This window comes from Rhodobacter capsulatus (genome assembly GCF_003254295.1).
Lineage (GTDB): Bacteria > Pseudomonadota > Alphaproteobacteria > Rhodobacterales > Rhodobacteraceae > Rhodobacter > Rhodobacter capsulatus.
Genome location: NZ_QKZO01000001.1, coordinates 190,690 through 208,291, shown reverse-complemented (window position 1 = coordinate 208,291; position 17,602 = coordinate 190,690). Strand labels below are relative to the sequence as shown.

The following is a 17,602-nucleotide window of genomic DNA, read 5'->3' as shown; positions in this document are numbered from 1 at the left end:
CAAATTTTAGGAAATTTTTAGAACATCAGCCGCATATTGCCCTCTCGGCCGCCGCCCCGTGCCACATTTCGGGCTGAAAGGAGGCCGGTCGGTAAATGTTGGAAGGTCCAGATGAAACACCCCTCTCTCCGTGCCCTGCTGCTTGCCGCCCTGTGCCTGCCGTTCGGATCCGCCGCCCTTGCGGGCGATCTTGGCGCCGCCTTTCATGCCCTGCCGGTCGATACCCGCGTGGCGGTGCAGGCCGAGCTGGCCGAGGTCGATCTCTATCTTGCCGATCCCGATGGCGACTGGAGCGCCGCGACCGAACGGGCCGTGTTGCGCTCGGTCGAGGCGATTTCGCTGAATTCCGGGGCGCGCGTCCGGCCGCAGCTGACCAGCACCCCGGCGATGCAAAGCTATCTGGAGGCGCTGGCCGAGGGCTCTTATTCCGCCTATCTGCGCCGCGGCGATTTTTCGGGTGGCGGCGCGCTTTGGCGCCGGATCCAGCTGGGCGGCTGACCCGGACGCCCAAAACGCAAAAGGCCGCCCAAAAGGGCGGCCTTTCGTTTGGAGCGCAAAGAACCGGATCAGTTCTTCGCGTAGAATTCGACGACCAGGTTCGGTTCCATGTGCACCGGATAGGGCACGTCGCCCAGAGCCGGGGTGCGCACGAAAGTCGCGGTCATCTTGCCGTGGTCGACTTCGAGGTAATCCGGCACGTCGCGCTCGCCCGACTGGGCGGCTTCAAGGACGATCGCCAGTTGCTTCGAACGGTCACGGACAGCGATCACGTCGCCTTCCTTGACGCGGTAGGAGGCGATGTTGACGCGGGCGCCGTTCACCGTGACGTGGCCGTGGTTCACGAATTGACGCGCGGCGAAGATCGTCGGCACGAATTTGGCGCGGTAGACGATCGCGTCCAGACGGCGCTCGAGCAGGCCGATCAGGTTTTCACCGGTGTCGCCCTTGACCCGTTCGGCTTCGCCGTAGATCTTGCGGAATTGCTTTTCGGTCAGATCGCCGTAGTAGCCCTTGAGCTTTTGCTTGGCGCGCAGCTGGGTGCCGAAGTCCGACAGCTTGTTCTTGCGGCGCTGGCCGTGCTGGCCCGGACCGTAGTCGCGCTTGTTCAGCGGCGACTTGGCGCGGCCCCAGATGTTTTCGCCCATGCGGCGGTCGATCTTGTACTTGGCAGCGGTGCGTTTGGTCATCGCTGATCTCCTTCTTGTCTGTGAAGGGCGTTGTCCTTTCCCGCGGCTTTGGGCCTTGGGCGACAGGCTTCCCCTTGCGGGGTCCACCAACACCAATGAAAGCCCCGGCAAGCGTCGCCGCTGCCGGGATGGGGGGCTTATACAGAGGCCGCGGGCAGAGTCAACGCCCCCGCGGCGGTTTTGCCGGTCAAGGTGCGGCGAGGGGGACGGAAACCGCCTTGCGGCTGATTTCGGCGCCGTCGCGGCTGTGCGTGACCGTCGCCTCGTAGCGGCCCGGGACGAAGCCGCCCGCGGGGGCGCGCTTGCCCGCGTAACGAAAGAACAGCGCCTGCGGTTTTTCCAGCACCGCGTCATGGGCAAAGGCAAAGCCGCCGGGGCCGGTGATCGTCAGCCGCACCACGTCGCCCTTGCGGCTGTCAAAGCCGTAAGCCCAGAGCACGAGCGCGGCGGCATCGGCCGCAAGGACGTCCTGCGGCACCAGACCGGCCTTCACCGCCGCGAAATCGGGCGGGGCATCGGTCAAGGCCACCTGCAGCAGGCCGCCGCCGACATAGGCGGGCGGGTCTTGCCAGAGCGTGCGGCGGGGCGCGGGGTCGCAGGCGGCGGCGGGATCGGGCTGGAACGGATCGACATCGACGCCGTCGTGGCGCAGGGCCAGATGCAGATGCGGGAATTCGGCCTTGCCCGACAGGCCGACCTGACCAAGCCTTGTGCCCGCGCCGATCTTCGTGCCCGGCTTCACCGCGACCGAGCCCTGCTTGAGGTGGCAATACTGCGTCTGCCAGCCGCCGCCATGGTCGATCACGACGCCATTGCCGCATTCCTTGTTCGCGACGCTCGCCCCGGCGGCAAAGGCGCCGTCGGCCTCGCCATCGCGGACGGCGCGCACCCGGCCGGGCGCCGCCGCCAGAACATCGACGCCCGCCGCCATCGCGGCCAGGGTCGGCAGGGCGAAATCGGTGCCGTCGTGGCCCTGATAGCTGGCGGTTCCGCAGCCGAAATCGCGCAGCTCCGGGCCGGGGCCGTGATCGACATAATGCTGGATGTAGCAGGTTTCGCCCAGGGTGCAGGCGATCGGCTGTTTCAGCACGATGTCCTGCGCCGGGACGGCCCCCGGCAGGGCGGCGAGGCCGAGCGACAGCGACAGCAGGATGGCACGGCAGCCGCAAGGTCGCGGGCGGAACAGAGGCATCGACACATCCCCCAAAAGATCAGGCGCCCCCTGGGGAGCGCCTGAAAAGCCTAGCACGGTCTTGCCGACAGGGTCACGCCCGATCGGGGGCAATCCGCGGCCTGTTCCCGGAAGCCGCGGCTCAGCCCGCGGGCAGCAGGCGCGGTTTCGCCCCGGCCAGCCGCGGTTTGCCCGGTTCCTCGACATCCAGCGCGATCGCATCGTCGCGCACCGTCACCCGGACCACACCGCCCTTGATCAGGCGGCCGAACAGAAGTTCTTCCGCCAGGGGTTTCTTGATGTGCTCCTGAATGACCCGGCCCAGCGGCCGCGCGCCCATCTTGTCGTCATAGCCCTTGACCGCCAGCCATTCGGCGGCTTCGGGCGTCAGCTCGATATGGACGTTGCGGTCGATCAGCTGCGCTTCAAGCTGCAGCACGAACTTGTCCACCACCTGCAGGATCGTGTCGCGCGGCAGCGGCGCGAAGCTGACCACCGCATCCAGACGGTTGCGGAATTCCGGCGTGAAGGTGCGTTCGATCGCCGCCGTATCCTCGCCCTCGCGACGTTCGCGGCCAAAGCCGATCGCCGATTTCGCCTGTTCGGCGGCGCCCGCGTTCGAGGTCATGATCAGGATCACGTTGCGGAAATCGACCTGACGGCCGTTGTGGTCGGTCAGCTTGCCGTGGTCCATCACCTGCAGCAGGATGTTGAACACGTCCGAATGCGCCTTTTCGATTTCATCGAGCAGCAGCACGCAATGCGGATGCTGATCGACGCCATCGGTCAAAAGCCCGCCCTGATCGAAGCCGACATAGCCCGGAGGGGCGCCGATCAGCCGCGAAACCGCGTGTTTCTCCATGTATTCCGACATGTCGAAGCGCAGCAGTTCCACACCGAGCGTGTTCGCCAGCTGTTTCGCCACTTCGGTCTTGCCGACGCCGGTCGGACCCGCAAACAGGTAGTTGCCGATCGGTTTTTCCGGCTCGCGCAGACCGGCCCGGGCCAGCTTGATCGCCGAGGCCAGCGTCTCGATCGCCTTGTCCTGACCGAAAACGACGCGCTTGAGCGTCTTTTCCAGATCGCGCAGGATCGCGGCATCGTCTTTCGACACGCTTTTCGGCGGGATGCGGGCGATCTTCGCCACCACGGCCTCGATCTCTTTCGCGCCCAGCGTCTTGCGCTTCTTGCTGTCGGGCAGCAGGTGCTGCGCCGCCCCCGCCTCGTCGATCACGTCGATCGCCTTGTCGGGCAGCTTGCGGTCATGGATGTAACGCGCCGCCAGTTCCACCGCCGACTTGATCGCGTCATTGGTGTAGCGCACGTCGTGATGTTCCTCGAAATAGGGTTTCAGCCCCATCAGGATCTTGATGCTGTCGCCGACCGAGGGTTCGTTCACGTCGATCTTCTGGAACCGGCGGCTCAGCGCGCGGTCCTTTTCGAAATGCTGGCGGAATTCCTTGTAGGTGGTCGAGCCCATGCAGCGCAGCTTGCCGCCCTGCAACGCGGGCTTGAGCAGGTTCGAGGCATCCATCGCCCCGCCCGAAGTCGCGCCCGCCCCGATCACCGTGTGGATCTCGTCGATGAAAAGGATCGCATCGGGGTGATCCTCGAGCTCCTTCATCACCGCTTTCAGCCGTTCCTCGAAATCGCCGCGATAGCGGGTGCCCGCCAGAAGCGCCCCCATGTCGAGCGAATAGATCGTCGAGCGCGCCAGGATGTCGGGCGTCTCGCCGCGGGTGATCTTCAGCGCCAGACCCTCGGCGATGGCGGTCTTGCCGACGCCCGGATCGCCCACCAGAAGCGGGTTGTTCTTGCGGCGGCGGCACAGCACCTGAATGCAGCGTTCCACCTCTTCGGCGCGGCCGATCAGCGGATCGATGTCGCCCTTTTGCGACTTCACGTTCAGGTTGACGCAGTATTTGCCAAGCGCGGATTCCTTCGCCTCGCCCGGTTGCGCGGCTTCGGCCTTGGCGGTCTCTTCCTCGGCGCCGATGACGGGGCGGCTTTCGCCGAAGGCCGGATCCTTGGCCACGCCATGGGCGATGAAGTTGACCGCGTCGTAGCGGGTCATGTCCTGTTCCTGCAGGAAGAAGGCCGCGTTCGATTCCCGTTCCGCAAAGATCGCGACAAGGACATTCGCCCCCGTCACCTCGGTCCGGCCCGAGCTTTGCACATGGATCGCGGCGCGCTGGATCACCCGCTGGAAGGCGGCGGTCGGCACGGCTTCCGAGCCCTCGACCTCGGTGATCAGCGTCGAGAGATCATCGTCGATGAACTCGGTCAGGGTGGTGCGCAGCTCGCCAAGATCGACGCCGCAGGCGCGCATCACGCGGCTGGCGTCGGGCTCGTCGATCAGCGCGAGCAGAAGATGTTCGAGCGTCGCCAGTTCATGCTTGCGCGTGTTTGCCAGCGCCAGTGCGGCGTGAATTGCTTGCTCGAGCGTGGTCGAAAACGAAGGCATGCGGCGCTCCTTTCCTCGGGTCTCCCGATACTGGCCTCATGGGGTTAAGTTTCGGTGGATTTCGCCGCGCTTCAAGGCCCGGACACGTGTTTTTTCCACCGCACCCCGCTTTGTTGCAAAACTGACCAGCGCGGGGGGCTTTCGCGCGATCCGCAGGCGGCGCGCGAAAGTGCTTTCAGAACCGGTCCTTGCGTGCCCGCGCCGCGGTGAAGACGGCCAGCGGCGCGGTGTCCTCGGGCAGGCCGAGCGCGGCGCGCAACGCGGCGTCATCGGCGCGCAAAAACGGATTCGTGACCAGTTCCTCGCCCAAAGTCACCGGCAAACTGGGGGCCCCGGCCTGCCGCAGCGCCGTCACCCGCTCCATCCGCTCCTGCAGCTGGCCGTTCTCCGGCTCCAGGCTGAGGGCGAAACGGCCGTTCGCGGCGGTGTATTCATGCCCCGAACAGACCCGGGTTTCGGGCGGCAGCGCGGCCAGACGGGCGAGCGTGTCGAACATCTGCGCGGGCGTGCCCTCGAACAGCCGCCCGCAGCCCCAGCTCATCAGGCTGTCGCCGGAAAAGAGCAGCCCCGCCCCGGGCAGATACCAGGCGACGTGGCCGAGCGTGTGGCCGTCGGCGGCCAGAACCTGCGCCGCCTCCATCCCCAGAGGCAGCACGTCGCCCGGGGCCACCGGATGATCGAGCGGCGGCAGCCGGTGCGCGTCGGCCGCGGCGCCCGCCACCTTTGCCCCGGTCGCCAGCGCCAGCGCCTCGACCCCCGCGATGTGATCGGCGTGGTGATGGGTGATCAGGATGTGGTGCAGCTGCCAGCGCCGTTCGGTCAGAACCTTCAGCACCGGCGCCGCCTCGGGGACATCGACGACGACGACGGTATCGGTGGCAGTGTCGTGCCAGAGCCAGGCGTAATTGTCGGTCAGGCAGGGGATCGGGGTCAGTTCGAGGGTCATGGCCTTTTGCGCATCTTTCGCTATCCTGACCCAGCTTCGCCCAAGGAAGGCCAACCTGCAATGCATCTCGACGTGCTCGACCTGCGTGATTTCTACTACCGCACCCAGCTGGGGCGCACGGCGCAAAAGGCGATCCGCGACAAGGTGGTCGAACTCTGGCCGGATACCCAGTCCGGCATGGCCGGGCTGACGATGGCGGGCTACGGGTTCGCGGTGCCGCTTCTGCGCCCCTATCTGGGCCGCGCGCGCCGGGTGATCGGGCTGATGCCCGCGCAGCAGGGCGTGATGCCCTGGCCCGCCGGAGAGCCCAATGTCTCGGTGCTGTGTGCCGAAACCAGCTGGCCGCTGGAGACCGGGATGATCGACCGGCTCGTCGTGCTGCACGGGCTTGAAGTGTCCGACGACCCCGATGCGCTGATGGAGGAATGCTGGCGCACGCTTGGCCCCGGCGGGCGGGCGCTGTTCATCGTGCCGAACCGGGTCGGGCTTTGGGCGCCGCGCGAAACCACGCCGTTCGGCTTTGGCCGCCCCTATACGATGGGCCAGCTCGAGGCGCAGGCACGACGGGTGGGGTTCGCCCCCGAGCGTCAGGCGGCGGCGCTGTACATCCCGCCCTCGCAGCGGCGGTTCTGGCTGCGCTCCTCCGAGATGTGGGAGCGGCTGGGCACAAGGGCGGCTGGCTATCTGGCGGCGGGGGTGGTGATGCTCGAGGTGATCAAGCAGGTGCATTCGGTGCGCCGCTCGGGGCTTGGCGCGGCGGTGCGCAAGCCGCTCTCGATCCTCGAAGGGGCGCCCAAGCCGGTGGTCGGCCGGATCTGAGCCGCCCGCGGCCGCAAGAATCGCCCGGCCGGAAAAGCCCGTTTCCGCGGCACTTCGCCCTGCGGCGGGGAAACGCAGCGGGGCGGGCTTCGACCCTTTGCGCTAACACTCCGTGCCGGTGCAGAAAATGTGCCAGCCTGATGCGGTTTCCTGCCGCCAAGATGGTTGCGAGGGTCTTGATGCTCTGCTAGACGCAACCCCGAATGCGGCGCGTGAGACCATCTTGGGCGCCGAGGGGGGCCTCTGAATCGGTGACGGGATATTTTGTTCCTGTCGTCCGCGTGCGGAGGCAAAAGCATCGGAAGGGTGGACGTGTCCGAACCAGCTTCGATTTCCGCAGCCATTGCCGGGCGCTATGCCACGGCCATCTTTGACCTCGCGCAGGAGGCCAAGGGCATCGACGCGCTCTCGGCCGACGTGGACGCGCTGAGCGCCGCCTTGGCCGGTTCGGCCGAGCTGCGTGACCTGATTTCCTCGCCGGTCTATACCCGCGACGAACAGGGCGCCGCGATCGCCGCGGTGGCTGCGAAGATGGGCCTGTCGGCACCGCTTGCCAACGGTCTGAACCTGATGGCGACGAAGCGCCGTCTGTTCGCGCTGCCGCAGCTGCTCAAGGGCCTTGCCGCCGCGATCGCCGAGGCCAAGGGCGAGATGACCGCGGATGTCACCTCGGCCACCGCGCTGAGCGCGGCGCAGGCCGAGAAGCTGGCGGCGACGCTGGCGAAACAGACGGGCAAGACCGTCAAACTGAACGTCGCCGTCGATGAAAGCCTCATCGGTGGCATGATCGTCAAGCTGGGTTCGCGCATGATCGACACCACGGTCAAAGCCAAACTCGCTTCCCTTCAGAACGCCATGAAAGAGGTCGGATAAATGGGCATCCAAGCAGCTGAGATTTCTGCGATCCTCAAGGAGCAGATCAAGAACTTCGGGCAGGATGCCCAGGTCGCCGAAGTGGGCCGCGTGCTCTCGGTCGGTGACGGGATCGCGCGCGTGCACGGGCTCGACAACGTCCAGGCGGGCGAGATGGTCGAATTCCCCGGCGGCATCCGCGGGATGGCGCTGAACCTTGAAGTCGACAACGTCGGGATCGTGATCTTCGGGTCGGACCGCGACATCAAGGAAGGCGACACCGTCAAGCGCACCAACTCGATCGTGGACGTTCCGGCGGGCGAAGGCCTGCTGGGCCGCGTCGTGGACGGCCTTGGCAACCCGATCGACGGCAAGGGCCCGATCGTGGCGAAAGAGCGTCGCATCGCCGACGTGAAAGCCCCGGGCATCATTCCGCGGAAATCGGTGCATGAGCCGATGGCGACCGGCCTCAAGTCGGTCGACGCGATGATCCCGATCGGCCGCGGCCAGCGCGAGCTGATCATCGGCGACCGTCAGACCGGCAAGACCGCGATCGCGCTCGACACGATCCTAAACCAGAAGTCGTACAACGACGCCAACCCGAACAACAAGCTGCACTGCTTCTACGTCGCCATCGGGCAAAAGCGCTCGACCGTGGCGCAGCTGGTGAAGAAGCTCGAAGAAGCCGGCGCGATGGAATACACCACCGTCGTCGCCGCGACCGCTTCGGACCCGGCGCCGATGCAGTTCCTGGCGCCCTATTCGGCGACCGCGATGGCGGAATATTTCCGCGACAACGGCATGCACGCGCTGATCATCTATGATGACCTTTCGAAGCAAGCCGTGGCCTATCGTCAGATGTCGCTGCTGCTGCGCCGTCCGCCGGGGCGTGAAGCCTATCCGGGCGACGTGTTCTATCTCCACTCGCGTCTGCTGGAACGTTCGGCGAAACTGAACGAGGATTTCGGTTCGGGCTCGCTGACCGCGCTGCCGGTCATCGAAACGCAAGGCGGCGACGTGTCGGCCTTCATCCCGACGAACGTGATCTCGATCACCGACGGCCAGATCTTCCTCGAGACCGAACTCTTCTACCAGGGCATCCGCCCGGCCGTGAACACCGGTCTGTCGGTGTCGCGCGTCGGTTCCTCGGCCCAGACCAACTCGATGAAATCGGTCGCCGGTCCGGTGAAACTGGAGCTTGCGCAGTATCGCGAGATGGCCGCCTTTGCGCAGTTCGGCTCGGACCTCGACGCCTCGACGCAAAAGCTTCTGAACCGCGGTGCCCGTCTGACCGAGCTGATGAAGCAACCGCAATATTCGCCGCTGACCAACGCCGAAATCGTGGCGGTGATCTTTGCGGGCACCAACGGCTTCCTCGATGCCGTTCCGGTGAAAGAAGTCGGCCGGTTCGAGAAAGGCCTGCTGGCCTATCTGCGCTCGACCCGCAAGGACGTGCTTGAGTGGCTCACCAAGGAAGACCCCAAGATCAAGGGCGACGCCGAGAAGAAGCTCAAAGACGCGATCGCCGAGTTCGCCAAGACCTTCGCTTGACGGCCTGAAAGGACAGGGAGATGCCCAGCCTTAAGGACCTCAAGAACCGGATCGTGAGTGTCAAGAACACTCGCAAGATCACGAAAGCGATGCAGATGGTCGCGGCGGCGAAACTTCGCCGCGCCCAGGAAAGCGCTGAAGCTGCCCGGCCCTATGCCGAGCGGATGAACGCCGTGATGTCGAGCCTTGCCGGTGCGGTGGGCTCGACCGATGGCGCGCCGCGCCTGCTTGCGGGCACGGGCTCCGACAAGGTCCATCTCCTCGTCATCATGACGGGCGAGCGCGGGCTTTGCGGCGGCTTCAACGCCAATATCGCGAAACTCGCGAAGTCGAAGGCGATGGAACTGCTCGCCCAGGGCAAGACGGTGAAGATCCTCACCGTCGGCAAGAAAGGTCGCGACGCGCTGCGTCGTGATCTGGGCCAGTATTACATCGACCACATCGACCTGAGCGACGTGAAGAAGCTGAGCTACCCGGTGGCGCAGAAGATCGCGCAAAACATCATCGACCGCTTCGAGGCGGGCGAATACGATGTGGCGACGATCTTCTTCTCGGTCTTCCAGAGCGTGATCAGCCAGGTGCCGACCGCCAAGCAGGTGATCCCGGCGCAGTTCGAAACCGACGGGGCGGCGTCCTCGGCGGTCTACGACTACGAACCGGGCGATCAGGAAATCCTGACCGCGCTGCTGCCGCGTGCGGTGGCCACGGCGATCTTTGCCGCGCTGCTGGAAAACAACGCGTCCTTCAACGGGGCGCAGATGTCGGCCATGGACAACGCCACCCGCAACGCGGGTGACATGATCGACCGACTGACGATCGAGTATAACCGCTCGCGTCAGGCCGCCATCACCAAAGAGCTCATCGAAATCATCTCGGGCGCCGAGGCGCTCTGACGGAACCGGAGATAGAAGAGAATGGCAAGCAAAGGCAAAGTGACCCAGGTCATCGGCGCCGTCGTCGACGTGCAGTTCGAAGGCGGTCTCCCGGCGATTCTGAACGCCCTTGAAACCACCAACAACGGCAAGCGCCTCGTTCTGGAAGTGGCGCAGCACCTGGGCGAAAGCACCGTCCGCACCATCGCGATGGACGCCACCGAAGGTCTGGTGCGCGGCGCGGCCGTGTCCGACACCGGCGGCCCGATCACCGTTCCGGTGGGCAACGCCACGCTGGGCCGCATCCTGAACGTCATCGGCGAGCCGGTGGACGAGCGCGGCGAAGTCTCGAAAGTCGAAGCCCGGGCGATCCACCAGCCCGCGCCCGATTTCGCGGCGCAATCGACGGAAAGCCAGATCCTCGTCACCGGCATCAAGGTGATCGACCTGCTCGCCCCCTATTCCAAGGGCGGGAAGATCGGCCTGTTTGGCGGCGCCGGTGTGGGCAAGACCGTTCTGATCATGGAACTGATCAACAACATCGCGAAAGTGCACTCGGGCTTCTCGGTGTTCGCGGGCGTTGGCGAACGGACCCGTGAGGGCAACGACCTTTACCACGAGATGATCGAATCGGGCGTCATCAACCTCGACAAGCTCGAAGAGTCGAAAGTGGCGCTGGTTTACGGCCAGATGAACGAACCCCCGGGGGCCCGTGCCCGCGTGGCGCTGACCGGCCTGACCCTTGCGGAACAGTTCCGCGACCAGTCGGGCACCGACGTGCTGTTCTTCGTCGACAACATCTTCCGCTTCACCCAAGCCGGGTCGGAAGTGTCGGCGCTCCTTGGCCGTATCCCCTCGGCCGTGGGCTATCAGCCGACGCTGGCGACCGACATGGGCGCGCTGCAGGAACGCATCACCTCGACCAAAGCCGGTTCGATCACCTCGGTGCAGGCGATCTACGTGCCGGCCGACGACCTGACCGACCCGGCCCCGGCCACCTCGTTTGCCCACCTCGACGCCACGACCGTTCTGTCGCGGGCGATCTCGGAACTCGGGATCTACCCGGCGGTGGACCCGCTCGACAGCACCTCGCGGATCCTTGACCCGCAAGTCGTCGGCGAAGAGCACTATCAGGTCGCCCGGGACGTGCAGGGCATGCTGCAACGCTACAAGTCGCTGCAGGACATCATCGCCATCCTCGGCATGGACGAACTGTCGGAAGAAGACAAACTGACGGTGGCCCGTGCCCGGAAGATCCAGCGCTTCCTGTCGCAGCCCTTCGACGTGGCGAAAGTCTTCACCGGCTCGGACGGCGTGCAGGTTCCGCTCGAAGACACCATCAAGTCGTTCAAGGCGGTGGTTGCGGGTGAATACGACCACCTGCCGGAAGCGGCCTTCTACATGGTCGGCGGCATCGAAGACGTGATCGCGAAAGCCCAGCGCCTCGCCGCTGCGGCGTAAGGGGGAACCATGGCCGATACCATGCAGTTCGACCTCGTCAGCCCGGAGCGGAGGCTTGCCTCCGTTGCCGCGCGCGAGGTCCGTCTTCCCGGCGTGGAAGGCGATCTGACGGCGATGCCGGGCCATGCGCCCGTCATCCTCTCGCTGCGGCCGGGCATCCTGACCGTGGTCAGCGCCGCGGGCACGGCCGAATACGCCGTGACCGGCGGCTTCGCCGAGGTTTCGGGCGAGCAGGTGACCGTTCTGGCCGAGCGCGGTCTGACCCGGGCGGAACTGACCGCCGCGGTTCATGCCGAGATGCTGGCCGAGGCCAAGAAAGTCGCGGACGCCGCGCATCCGACGGTGGCTGACGCCGCCGCGAAGATGCTGGCCGACATGGAAGCGCTTGGCACGCATATCAATCTCTGACGGGACATCCCGCCGGACATCTCGGGCCCCGGTCTTCGCGCCGGGGCCCTTGCTTTTTGCTTTTGTCTTCCGGCGCCGCAGTCTAGCTTGGCCGGGGCAGAGCCGGAATGAGCGATAGGAACGGATGAAGAAGTATTCCTCGACCCGCATCGGCGTGGCGCAGGGTTCGCTGGTGCTGTTCTCGGATTATCTGGACGGCGGGGCGATGTGGACGGGCGAAGGCCCGCGCGAATTGCGCCGGGTGGTGGTCTTTGACGAGGCTTTCCGCGACATCCCGGCGGTGCAGGTGTCGCTGTCGATGTGGGACATCGACCAGAAGCACAATCCGCGCATGGACATTTCCGCCGACATGGTGACGGCCGAGGGCTTCGTGATCGTCTTTCGCACCTGGGGCGACACCCGCGTCGCCCGCGTCCGCGCCGACTGGCTGGCGATCGGCGGCTGCGCCCATGAGGACGACTGGGACGTGGTCTGACCCCGCCCGGCTTGACTTTCCTCCCCCCCGCGCCGATGGTGCGCGCGACTTTCCCATCCAATGAGGCCCGCCCGTGCAACAAGATGCCCCCCGCTGGCAGCTCGTGGTGATCCTGTGGGGGACGAAATATCCGGTTGCCGAACTCAATGCCCTGATCGAGACCGTGCTGGCCCGGGCCTCCACCCCGCCGCGCGTCGTGCTGATTTCCGACCGCGACCGGCCCGGCCTGCTGCCGCAGGTGCTGTTGCGGCGCTTCCCCGACTTCTACCTGTCGCCGCCGATGCTGGCGGGCGGCTGTCAGGCGAAGCTGGCGATGTTCGCGCCGGGCGTCGTGCCCGCGGATCTGCCCGCGATCTATCTTGATATTGACACGCTGGTTCTGGGCGATGTCACCCGGTTCCTTGACCTGCTTGACCGGCCCGAGCGCATGGCGATGCTGCAAAGCGTCGTGCTGCCCTTCGGGGCTTTGGGGCGGGCGCTGCACCGGCTCAGCGGCGGGCGGCATTACGCGCGCGGCAATTCCTCGATCGTCGTCTATCACCCGGCGCATTGCAGCCATATCGCCACCAGCTATGAACGGCTGCACGCGGCGCATGGCTACAACGGCCTGCGCCCGATGATCGCGGATGAGCGCTTCATCTCCTGGTCCGCCCAGGCGCAGCTGCGGGCGATCCCGAAGCGGCTGGCGGTGAAATTCCCGACCGAATTCATGTGGCCCTGGCGCTGGCTGATCCATCTGCGGGCGCGTCTGCCCTGGCTGCGGCGCCGCTGGGCCGGGCTTGTCGCGATCACCCTGCCGGGCAATGAGGTCAAGGGCCCCGAGCTCCTGACTCTGCCCGAGGGCGCCGAGATCGCCGACCGCAAGGGCCGCCGCCTGATCTGGTCGGACCGCGCCCTGGGGCCGGTCCGCGCCCGCATCATCGCTTATTACACCGACCTGAACGCCCGTTTGAGGCAAGGGGAACAACCATGATTCTGGGCCATATCGGCGCACGCAAGGGCTCGAAAGGCGTGCCCGGCAAGAACTTCCGTCCGATCGCGGGCAAGCCGCTGATCGACTGGTCGCTCGACCAGCTTTTCGCCAATCCGCGGATTGATGCCGTCGTCGTCTCGACCGATGACGCGCGCATCTATGATCACGCGGTGGCGAAGGGCGCGCTGGATATCGGGCTGCGGCCCGATCATCTGGCCACCGATGCCGCGCCGAAATGGGGCGTCTGGCAACATGCGCTGGAAGCCGGACAGGCGGCCTTGGGGCAGCCCGTCACCACCTTTGTCGATCTCGACTGCACCTCGCCCCTGCGCCTGCCCGAGGATCTTGAGGGCGCCCTCGATCTCTTCGCCCGCGAACAGCCCGACATGGTGATGAGCGTCTGCGAGGCGCGCAAGAACCCCTATTTCAATCTGGTCGAGGCCGATGAAACCGGGGCGCTGCATGTGTCAAAACCGCTGCCGGGCGGGGTCTGGTCGCGGCAATCGGCGCCCAAGGTCTGGGAACATGCGGCCTCGACCTATGTGCTTTCGGCCGAATATCTGCGCCGGGCAAAGACGATCTACGAAGGCCGGGTGATCCCCTTCGAGATGCCGCCCGAGCGCTGCCTTGACATCGACACGCCGTTTGATTTCCGGCTGGTCGAAATGCTGATGAACGACCGCATCGCGGAAGGAAACTGAGATGACGAAACAACTGACCGGCCGCACCATCTTCATCACCGGCTCGGGCGGCGTGCTGGGCTCGACCTATGTGCGCCGGATGCTGGAGCAGGGCGCCCGCGTCGTCGCGACCGACCTGCCGGGCCATCGGGCCGAGGCGCTGCAGGCCGCCCATGCGGGCAACGAGGCCTTCCGCTTCTACGATCTCGACGTGGGCGACGAGGCCCAGGTGACCGAGATTTTCAAACGCGTTCTGGCCGACGGCTGGGAGCCGAACGTGGTGCTGAACAATGCCGCGATCACCGGCGAGATGCTGATGGGCGCGGGCAAGCCCTTCCCCGATTTCGCCGATACGAGCGTGGCCGATTTCGAACGCACGCTCCGCACCAACCTCACCGGCGCCTTCATGGTGGCGCGGCAGATGGATCGCGACATCGTCGGCCGCTGGCCCGCAGCGCTGATCAACGTGGCGTCGATGTATGCGCTCAACGGTGCCCATCACCCGATCTATGACGGCATGCCGTTCAAGAATTTCTCGGCTTACGGCGTGACCAAGGCGGGCATCCACGGGCTGACGGTCTGGCTGGCGGGCTACTGGGCGCCGCGCGGCGCCACCGTCAACACCATCGCCCCCGGTGCGGTCTTCAACAACCATTCCGAGGAATTCCAGCGCCGCGTCGGCGAGCTGATCATGCTGAACCGGATGGCGAAACCGGATGAAATCGCCGATGCGATGCTGTTTCTGTGTTCGGCGGGGGCGGGCTACATGACCGGGCAGCTGGTCAATGTCGATGGCGGGTTCTCGGCGTGGTAAGCGCGCATATCGCCGTCATCGGCGCGGGCTCGATCGGGCGGCGGCATGCGGCCAACCTGACGACGCTGGGTTGCACCGTCTCGCATCTGCCCTGGCGCAGCTTCGATGCCGAAGCCTTCGCGGCGCGGACCGATCTGGATGGCGTGGTGATCGCCACCGAAACCCAGATCCGGCTCGAGCTGATCGAGACCTGCGCGAAGATGGGCCTGCCCTTTTACGTCGAAAAGCCCTTGGCCTACACGCCCGACCAGGTGGCGGCGATCTACGCCGCCGCCGCGCCGGTCGCGGATCGCAGCCTGATCGGCTTCATGATGCGCTACAACCCGGCGCTGCGGGCGCTCGCCGCCGAAGACCTCTCCGACATCTACCGCTTTTCCTTCGAGATCGGCCATGACGTGCGGCAATGGCGGGCGAACTGGCGCTTCGCCGACAGCTACGCCGCGCGGCCCGAAGGCGGCGGGGTGCTCCTCGACCTCTCGCACGAGGTCGATCTGGCGATGGTGCTTTTCCCCGGCCTGACGCTCGCACGGGCCGAAAGCCTGGGCCATCCGTCGTTCCCCGGCGTCGATTTCGCCACCACCTTGATGCTTGCGTCTGAAGGCGGGCCGGTCGGCACCGTCGCGATGGATTACCTCTCGCCGGTCTTCATCCGCCGCGCGCGATTGGTCGGATTGAAACGCCTGATCGAGGTCGATTTCCTGACCCCCGAGATCACGTTCCAGACCCCCGGACGGCGCACCAGCCAGTCTTACGTCTTTGAACGCAATGACATGTTTCTGGCCGCGATGCGCGACTTCCTGCGGCTGGTCACTGAGGGCCCGGGGGCGGATCTGTCCCCGCTCGCGCCGCGCTTCACCACTATGCGCCCGGTGAACGAGATGGTGGCGAGCGCCTGGTCCGCCCGGCAGTTCACCGGACAGGTCGCGACGGAGATGGGCTGAGCTCAGCCGTGATCGGCGAAGGTCTTCTGCAGCCCGCCCTGCCAGAAGCCTTCGTCGGCCAGCACTTCGATGAACCGCTCCGCCGCCCGGCCCTCGCCAAAGGCGGTGTGGGGCGGATAGCGCTTGCCCCATTCGCGGGCCAGAAAATCGCCGATCTTGTCCCGCTCCGCCGCATCGGCGGAAAACAGCGACGGCGCCTCGGCCCGGTTCGTCTGCCGCGTGCCGATATCGAGCGAGGGGATGCCCAGAAACGGCGCCTCGCGCACCCCGGCGCTCGAATTGCCGACCAGGCAGGCGGCGTGTTTCATCAGCTCGGAAAAATGCGCAAACCGCATCGAGGGGATCCGCCGGAACCGCTCCCGCGGCAGCTGTTCCAGCACGGCAAAGATCTCGCGCGAGCCCGGATCGTTGTTCGGCGCGATGACGACGAAATTCCGCCCCGAGGCGTCAAGCGCGCCAAACAGATCTGCCGCCTGCCGCCCCATCGTCGCGGCCTCGGACGTCACCGGATGGAACAAGGTCACCCCGTAATCGTCAAACGGAATGTCATACCGCTCTAGCACCTCGGGCAGGGTGACGCCCGAGGGCCGGGCGTGGAAATCGAGTTCCGGTGAGCCGATGACATGGATCTTTTCGGCCGGTTCGCCCAGCGTCATCACCCGCTTCGCCGCCGCCTCGGAGGAGACGAAATGACAGGCGGCCAGCTTGGTGTTGCAATGCCGGAACACCTCGTCGATCGTGCCCGAGACCTCGCCGCCCTCGATATGGGCCGAGCGGATGTAATTCGTGGCACAGACGAGCGCGCAGGCCAAAGCCTCGATCCGGTCGCCGTGAAACACCACCAGATCGGGGCGCAATTCGGCGAAGATGTCGGAAAAGCCGATGATTGACTTTGCGAGGATCGTGTCCTGCGGGTCGCCCTCGCGCTGGTTGAGGAATTCATGCACGGTGGCGCCCTGCACCCGGTGCACCTCGATCTTGGTCAGGCCGTAGCGGTCGAGCATATGCATGCCGGTGACCAGAAACGACACCTTGAGCCCGGCATCGCGGGCGGCCAGCGCCAGCGGTTCGATCTTTCCGAAATCGGCACGGGTGCCGGTGACGAAGAGGATTTCGCGGGTCATTCCGGGCTTTCTCTCCTGCGCTGTTCGGGTCGCCATTACATTGCTTGTGCCCCCGGCGGAAGGGTTATAATGCGGCAAAAGGCTGCGAGGGGGAGAGCGCGATGGATCGCGTCGTTCTGTGCATGAAATGGGGGACGCTTTACGGCCCCGATTACGTCAACGTGCTTTACAACGCCGTGCGGGCGCATCTGCCGGGGCCGTTCCGCTTCGTCTGCCTGACCGATGATGCGACCGGGATCGATCCGGGGGTCGAATGTTTCCCGGTGCCCGATTTCGGTCTGCGCCCCGATCTGTGGCAGATCGGCGGCTGGCCGAAGATCGGGGTGTTTCAGCGCGATCTTTACGGGCTGCGCGGCCGGGCGCTGTTCATCGATCTCGACATGATGATCCTGTCGGATCTGACGCCCTTCTTTGACCATCCCGCCCCCTTCATCGCCACCGATATGGGCGCGAACTGGAAGCCGCGGGCGGGCAAGGGCCCCGAGGAGCCGGGCACCTGCCTGTTCGCCTTCACCCTGGGCGCCGAGCCGCAGATCTTCGAGCGCTTCAACGAGGATCGCAACGGCCATGCGCATCGTTTCGGGCTGGAACAGAATTGCGTCGCGGCTTTCGCGCATTCCGTCACCTGCTGGCCCGCCGACTGGGTGATCAGCTTCAAGCGCCACCTGCGCCCGCCGGCGCTTTTGGGGGCGGTGCTGCCGGTGCGGCGCCCGCCCGCCAGCGCCAAGGTTCTGGCCTTCCATGGCCGACCGCGGCCGCTCGATCTGATCCGCAAGGGCTGGTGGGGCGAGCTGCCCAATATCGGCCGCGGCCCGGTGGGCTGGATGCGGGATTACTGGCTGCGCTACGGCGGAAACTGAGCCG

The 17,602-nt window shown here is 65.8% G+C and carries 18 protein-coding genes; 13 read left to right on the top strand and 5 right to left on the bottom strand.

The features are described 5' to 3' along the window. Positions 1 to 111: 111 nt before the first annotated feature. Entirely contained in the window at positions 112 to 498 is a 387-nt protein-coding gene (locus LY44_RS01005) for a hypothetical protein (protein WP_055212347.1), read from the top strand. A 68-nt stretch (positions 499 to 566) separates the two neighbouring features. On the opposite strand, the gene rpsD is transcribed toward LY44_RS01005, so the two are convergent. The 4 genes from rpsD to gloB all read right to left on the bottom strand — a co-directional run bounded on the left by rpsD (position 567) and on the right by gloB (position 5,768). Further along, a complete protein-coding gene (gene rpsD / locus LY44_RS01000; protein ID WP_055212349.1) occupies positions 567 to 1,187 on the bottom strand; it encodes a 30S ribosomal protein S4 in 621 nt (206 codons plus the stop codon). Between the two features lie 187 nt (positions 1,188 to 1,374). Next, positions 1,375 to 2,379, bottom strand: coding sequence for a M23 family metallopeptidase (locus LY44_RS00995; RefSeq protein ID WP_065118419.1), 1,005 nt, complete (start codon positions 2,377 to 2,379; stop codon positions 1,375 to 1,377). 121 nt (positions 2,380 to 2,500) lie between these two features. Beyond that, complete coding sequence (gene clpA / locus LY44_RS00990; protein WP_055212351.1) at positions 2,501 to 4,822, bottom strand: ATP-dependent Clp protease ATP-binding subunit ClpA; 2,322 nt, start codon at positions 4,820 to 4,822, stop codon at positions 2,501 to 2,503. Between the two features lie 175 nt (positions 4,823 to 4,997). Next, a complete protein-coding gene (gene gloB / locus LY44_RS00985) occupies positions 4,998 to 5,768 on the bottom strand; it encodes a hydroxyacylglutathione hydrolase (protein ID WP_055212353.1) in 771 nt (256 codons plus the stop codon). Between the two features lie 60 nt (positions 5,769 to 5,828). Between gloB and LY44_RS00980 the strand changes: the two genes are divergently transcribed. The 11 genes from LY44_RS00980 (at position 5,829) to LY44_RS00930 (ending at position 15,614) form a co-directional block, all read left to right on the top strand. Continuing rightward, positions 5,829 to 6,587, top strand: a complete 759-nt coding sequence (locus tag LY44_RS00980) for a methyltransferase domain-containing protein (protein WP_055212355.1) — start codon at positions 5,829 to 5,831, stop codon at positions 6,585 to 6,587. A gap of 312 nt (positions 6,588 to 6,899) precedes the next feature. Beyond that, positions 6,900 to 7,460 carry a F0F1 ATP synthase subunit delta gene (locus LY44_RS00975; protein ID WP_081024417.1) on the top strand — a complete coding sequence of 187 codons (561 nt, stop codon included), beginning with the start codon at positions 6,900 to 6,902 and terminating at the stop codon, positions 7,458 to 7,460. Continuing rightward, positions 7,461 to 8,990, top strand: a complete 1,530-nt coding sequence (gene atpA, locus LY44_RS00970) for a F0F1 ATP synthase subunit alpha (protein ID WP_055212358.1) — start codon at positions 7,461 to 7,463, stop codon at positions 8,988 to 8,990. Positions 8,991 to 9,010: 20 nt separating this feature from the next. After that, the gene (locus LY44_RS00965; RefSeq protein WP_055212360.1) at positions 9,011 to 9,883 is read left to right on the top strand and encodes a F0F1 ATP synthase subunit gamma; all 873 of its coding nucleotides are present in this window, start codon (positions 9,011 to 9,013) and stop codon (positions 9,881 to 9,883) included. A gap of 21 nt (positions 9,884 to 9,904) precedes the next feature. Continuing rightward, positions 9,905 to 11,323: a F0F1 ATP synthase subunit beta gene (gene atpD / locus LY44_RS00960; RefSeq protein ID WP_055212362.1), complete on the top strand. Its 1,419-nt coding sequence runs from the start codon at positions 9,905 to 9,907 to the stop codon at positions 11,321 to 11,323. A gap of 9 nt (positions 11,324 to 11,332) precedes the next feature. Beyond that, on the top strand, positions 11,333 to 11,731 hold the full coding sequence (locus LY44_RS00955; RefSeq protein ID WP_055212364.1) for a F0F1 ATP synthase subunit epsilon: 399 nt from the start codon (positions 11,333 to 11,335) through the stop codon (positions 11,729 to 11,731). 124 nt (positions 11,732 to 11,855) lie between these two features. After that, on the top strand, positions 11,856 to 12,206 hold the full coding sequence (locus LY44_RS00950) for an H-type lectin domain-containing protein (protein WP_055212366.1): 351 nt from the start codon (positions 11,856 to 11,858) through the stop codon (positions 12,204 to 12,206). A 73-nt stretch (positions 12,207 to 12,279) separates the two neighbouring features. Then, positions 12,280 to 13,179 (top strand): hypothetical protein, encoded by a 900-nt coding sequence (locus LY44_RS00945; RefSeq protein ID WP_055212368.1) that lies wholly within the window; start codon positions 12,280 to 12,282, stop codon positions 13,177 to 13,179. After that, positions 13,176 to 13,880, top strand: coding sequence for an acylneuraminate cytidylyltransferase family protein (locus LY44_RS00940; RefSeq protein WP_055212370.1), 705 nt, complete (start codon positions 13,176 to 13,178; stop codon positions 13,878 to 13,880). Before LY44_RS00945 ends, LY44_RS00940 begins: the two co-directional genes overlap by 4 nt. A 1-nt stretch (position 13,881) precedes the next feature. After that, positions 13,882 to 14,673 (top strand): SDR family NAD(P)-dependent oxidoreductase, encoded by a 792-nt coding sequence (locus LY44_RS00935; RefSeq protein ID WP_055212372.1) that lies wholly within the window; start codon positions 13,882 to 13,884, stop codon positions 14,671 to 14,673. After that, positions 14,667 to 15,614, top strand: a complete 948-nt coding sequence (locus LY44_RS00930) for a Gfo/Idh/MocA family protein (RefSeq protein ID WP_055212374.1) — start codon at positions 14,667 to 14,669, stop codon at positions 15,612 to 15,614. The genes LY44_RS00935 and LY44_RS00930 overlap by 7 nt, the downstream gene beginning before the upstream one ends. A gap of 2 nt (positions 15,615 to 15,616) precedes the next feature. Here LY44_RS00930 and neuC read toward each other — a convergent pair whose 3' ends face one another. Then, positions 15,617 to 16,738, bottom strand: coding sequence for a UDP-N-acetylglucosamine 2-epimerase (gene neuC / locus LY44_RS00925; RefSeq protein WP_055212376.1), 1,122 nt, complete (start codon positions 16,736 to 16,738; stop codon positions 15,617 to 15,619). A 101-nt stretch (positions 16,739 to 16,839) separates the two neighbouring features. Between neuC and LY44_RS00920 the strand changes: the two genes are divergently transcribed. Further along, positions 16,840 to 17,598: a hypothetical protein gene (locus tag LY44_RS00920; protein ID WP_055212378.1), complete on the top strand. Its 759-nt coding sequence runs from the start codon at positions 16,840 to 16,842 to the stop codon at positions 17,596 to 17,598. The last annotated feature ends 4 nt before the right edge of the window (positions 17,599 to 17,602 follow it).

What these genes read in the sequence shown, in the direction of transcription:
- LY44_RS01005 (WP_055212347.1), top strand. Translation starts at nt 112, where the DNA reads ATGAAACACCCCTCTCTCCGTGCCCTGCTGCTTGCCGCCCTGTGCCTG.
- rpsD (WP_055212349.1), bottom strand. Translation starts at nt 1,187, where the DNA reads ATGACCAAACGCACCGCTGCCAAGTACAAGATCGACCGCCGCATGGGC.
- LY44_RS00995 (WP_065118419.1), bottom strand. Translation starts at nt 2,379, where the DNA reads ATGCCTCTGTTCCGCCCGCGACCTTGCGGCTGCCGTGCCATCCTGCTG.
- clpA (WP_055212351.1), bottom strand. Translation starts at nt 4,822, where the DNA reads ATGCCTTCGTTTTCGACCACGCTCGAGCAAGCAATTCACGCCGCACTG.
- gloB (WP_055212353.1), bottom strand. Translation starts at nt 5,768, where the DNA reads ATGACCCTCGAACTGACCCCGATCCCCTGCCTGACCGACAATTACGCC.
- LY44_RS00980 (WP_055212355.1), top strand. Translation starts at nt 5,829, where the DNA reads ATGCATCTCGACGTGCTCGACCTGCGTGATTTCTACTACCGCACCCAG.
- atpA (WP_055212358.1), top strand. Translation starts at nt 7,461, where the DNA reads ATGGGCATCCAAGCAGCTGAGATTTCTGCGATCCTCAAGGAGCAGATC.
- LY44_RS00965 (WP_055212360.1), top strand. Translation starts at nt 9,011, where the DNA reads ATGCCCAGCCTTAAGGACCTCAAGAACCGGATCGTGAGTGTCAAGAAC.
- atpD (WP_055212362.1), top strand. Translation starts at nt 9,905, where the DNA reads ATGGCAAGCAAAGGCAAAGTGACCCAGGTCATCGGCGCCGTCGTCGAC.
- LY44_RS00955 (WP_055212364.1), top strand. Translation starts at nt 11,333, where the DNA reads ATGGCCGATACCATGCAGTTCGACCTCGTCAGCCCGGAGCGGAGGCTT.
- LY44_RS00950 (WP_055212366.1), top strand. Translation starts at nt 11,856, where the DNA reads ATGAAGAAGTATTCCTCGACCCGCATCGGCGTGGCGCAGGGTTCGCTG.
- LY44_RS00940 (WP_055212370.1), top strand. Translation starts at nt 13,176, where the DNA reads ATGATTCTGGGCCATATCGGCGCACGCAAGGGCTCGAAAGGCGTGCCC.
- LY44_RS00935 (WP_055212372.1), top strand. Translation starts at nt 13,882, where the DNA reads ATGACGAAACAACTGACCGGCCGCACCATCTTCATCACCGGCTCGGGC.
- neuC (WP_055212376.1), bottom strand. Translation starts at nt 16,738, where the DNA reads ATGACCCGCGAAATCCTCTTCGTCACCGGCACCCGTGCCGATTTCGGA.
- LY44_RS00920 (WP_055212378.1), top strand. Translation starts at nt 16,840, where the DNA reads ATGGATCGCGTCGTTCTGTGCATGAAATGGGGGACGCTTTACGGCCCC.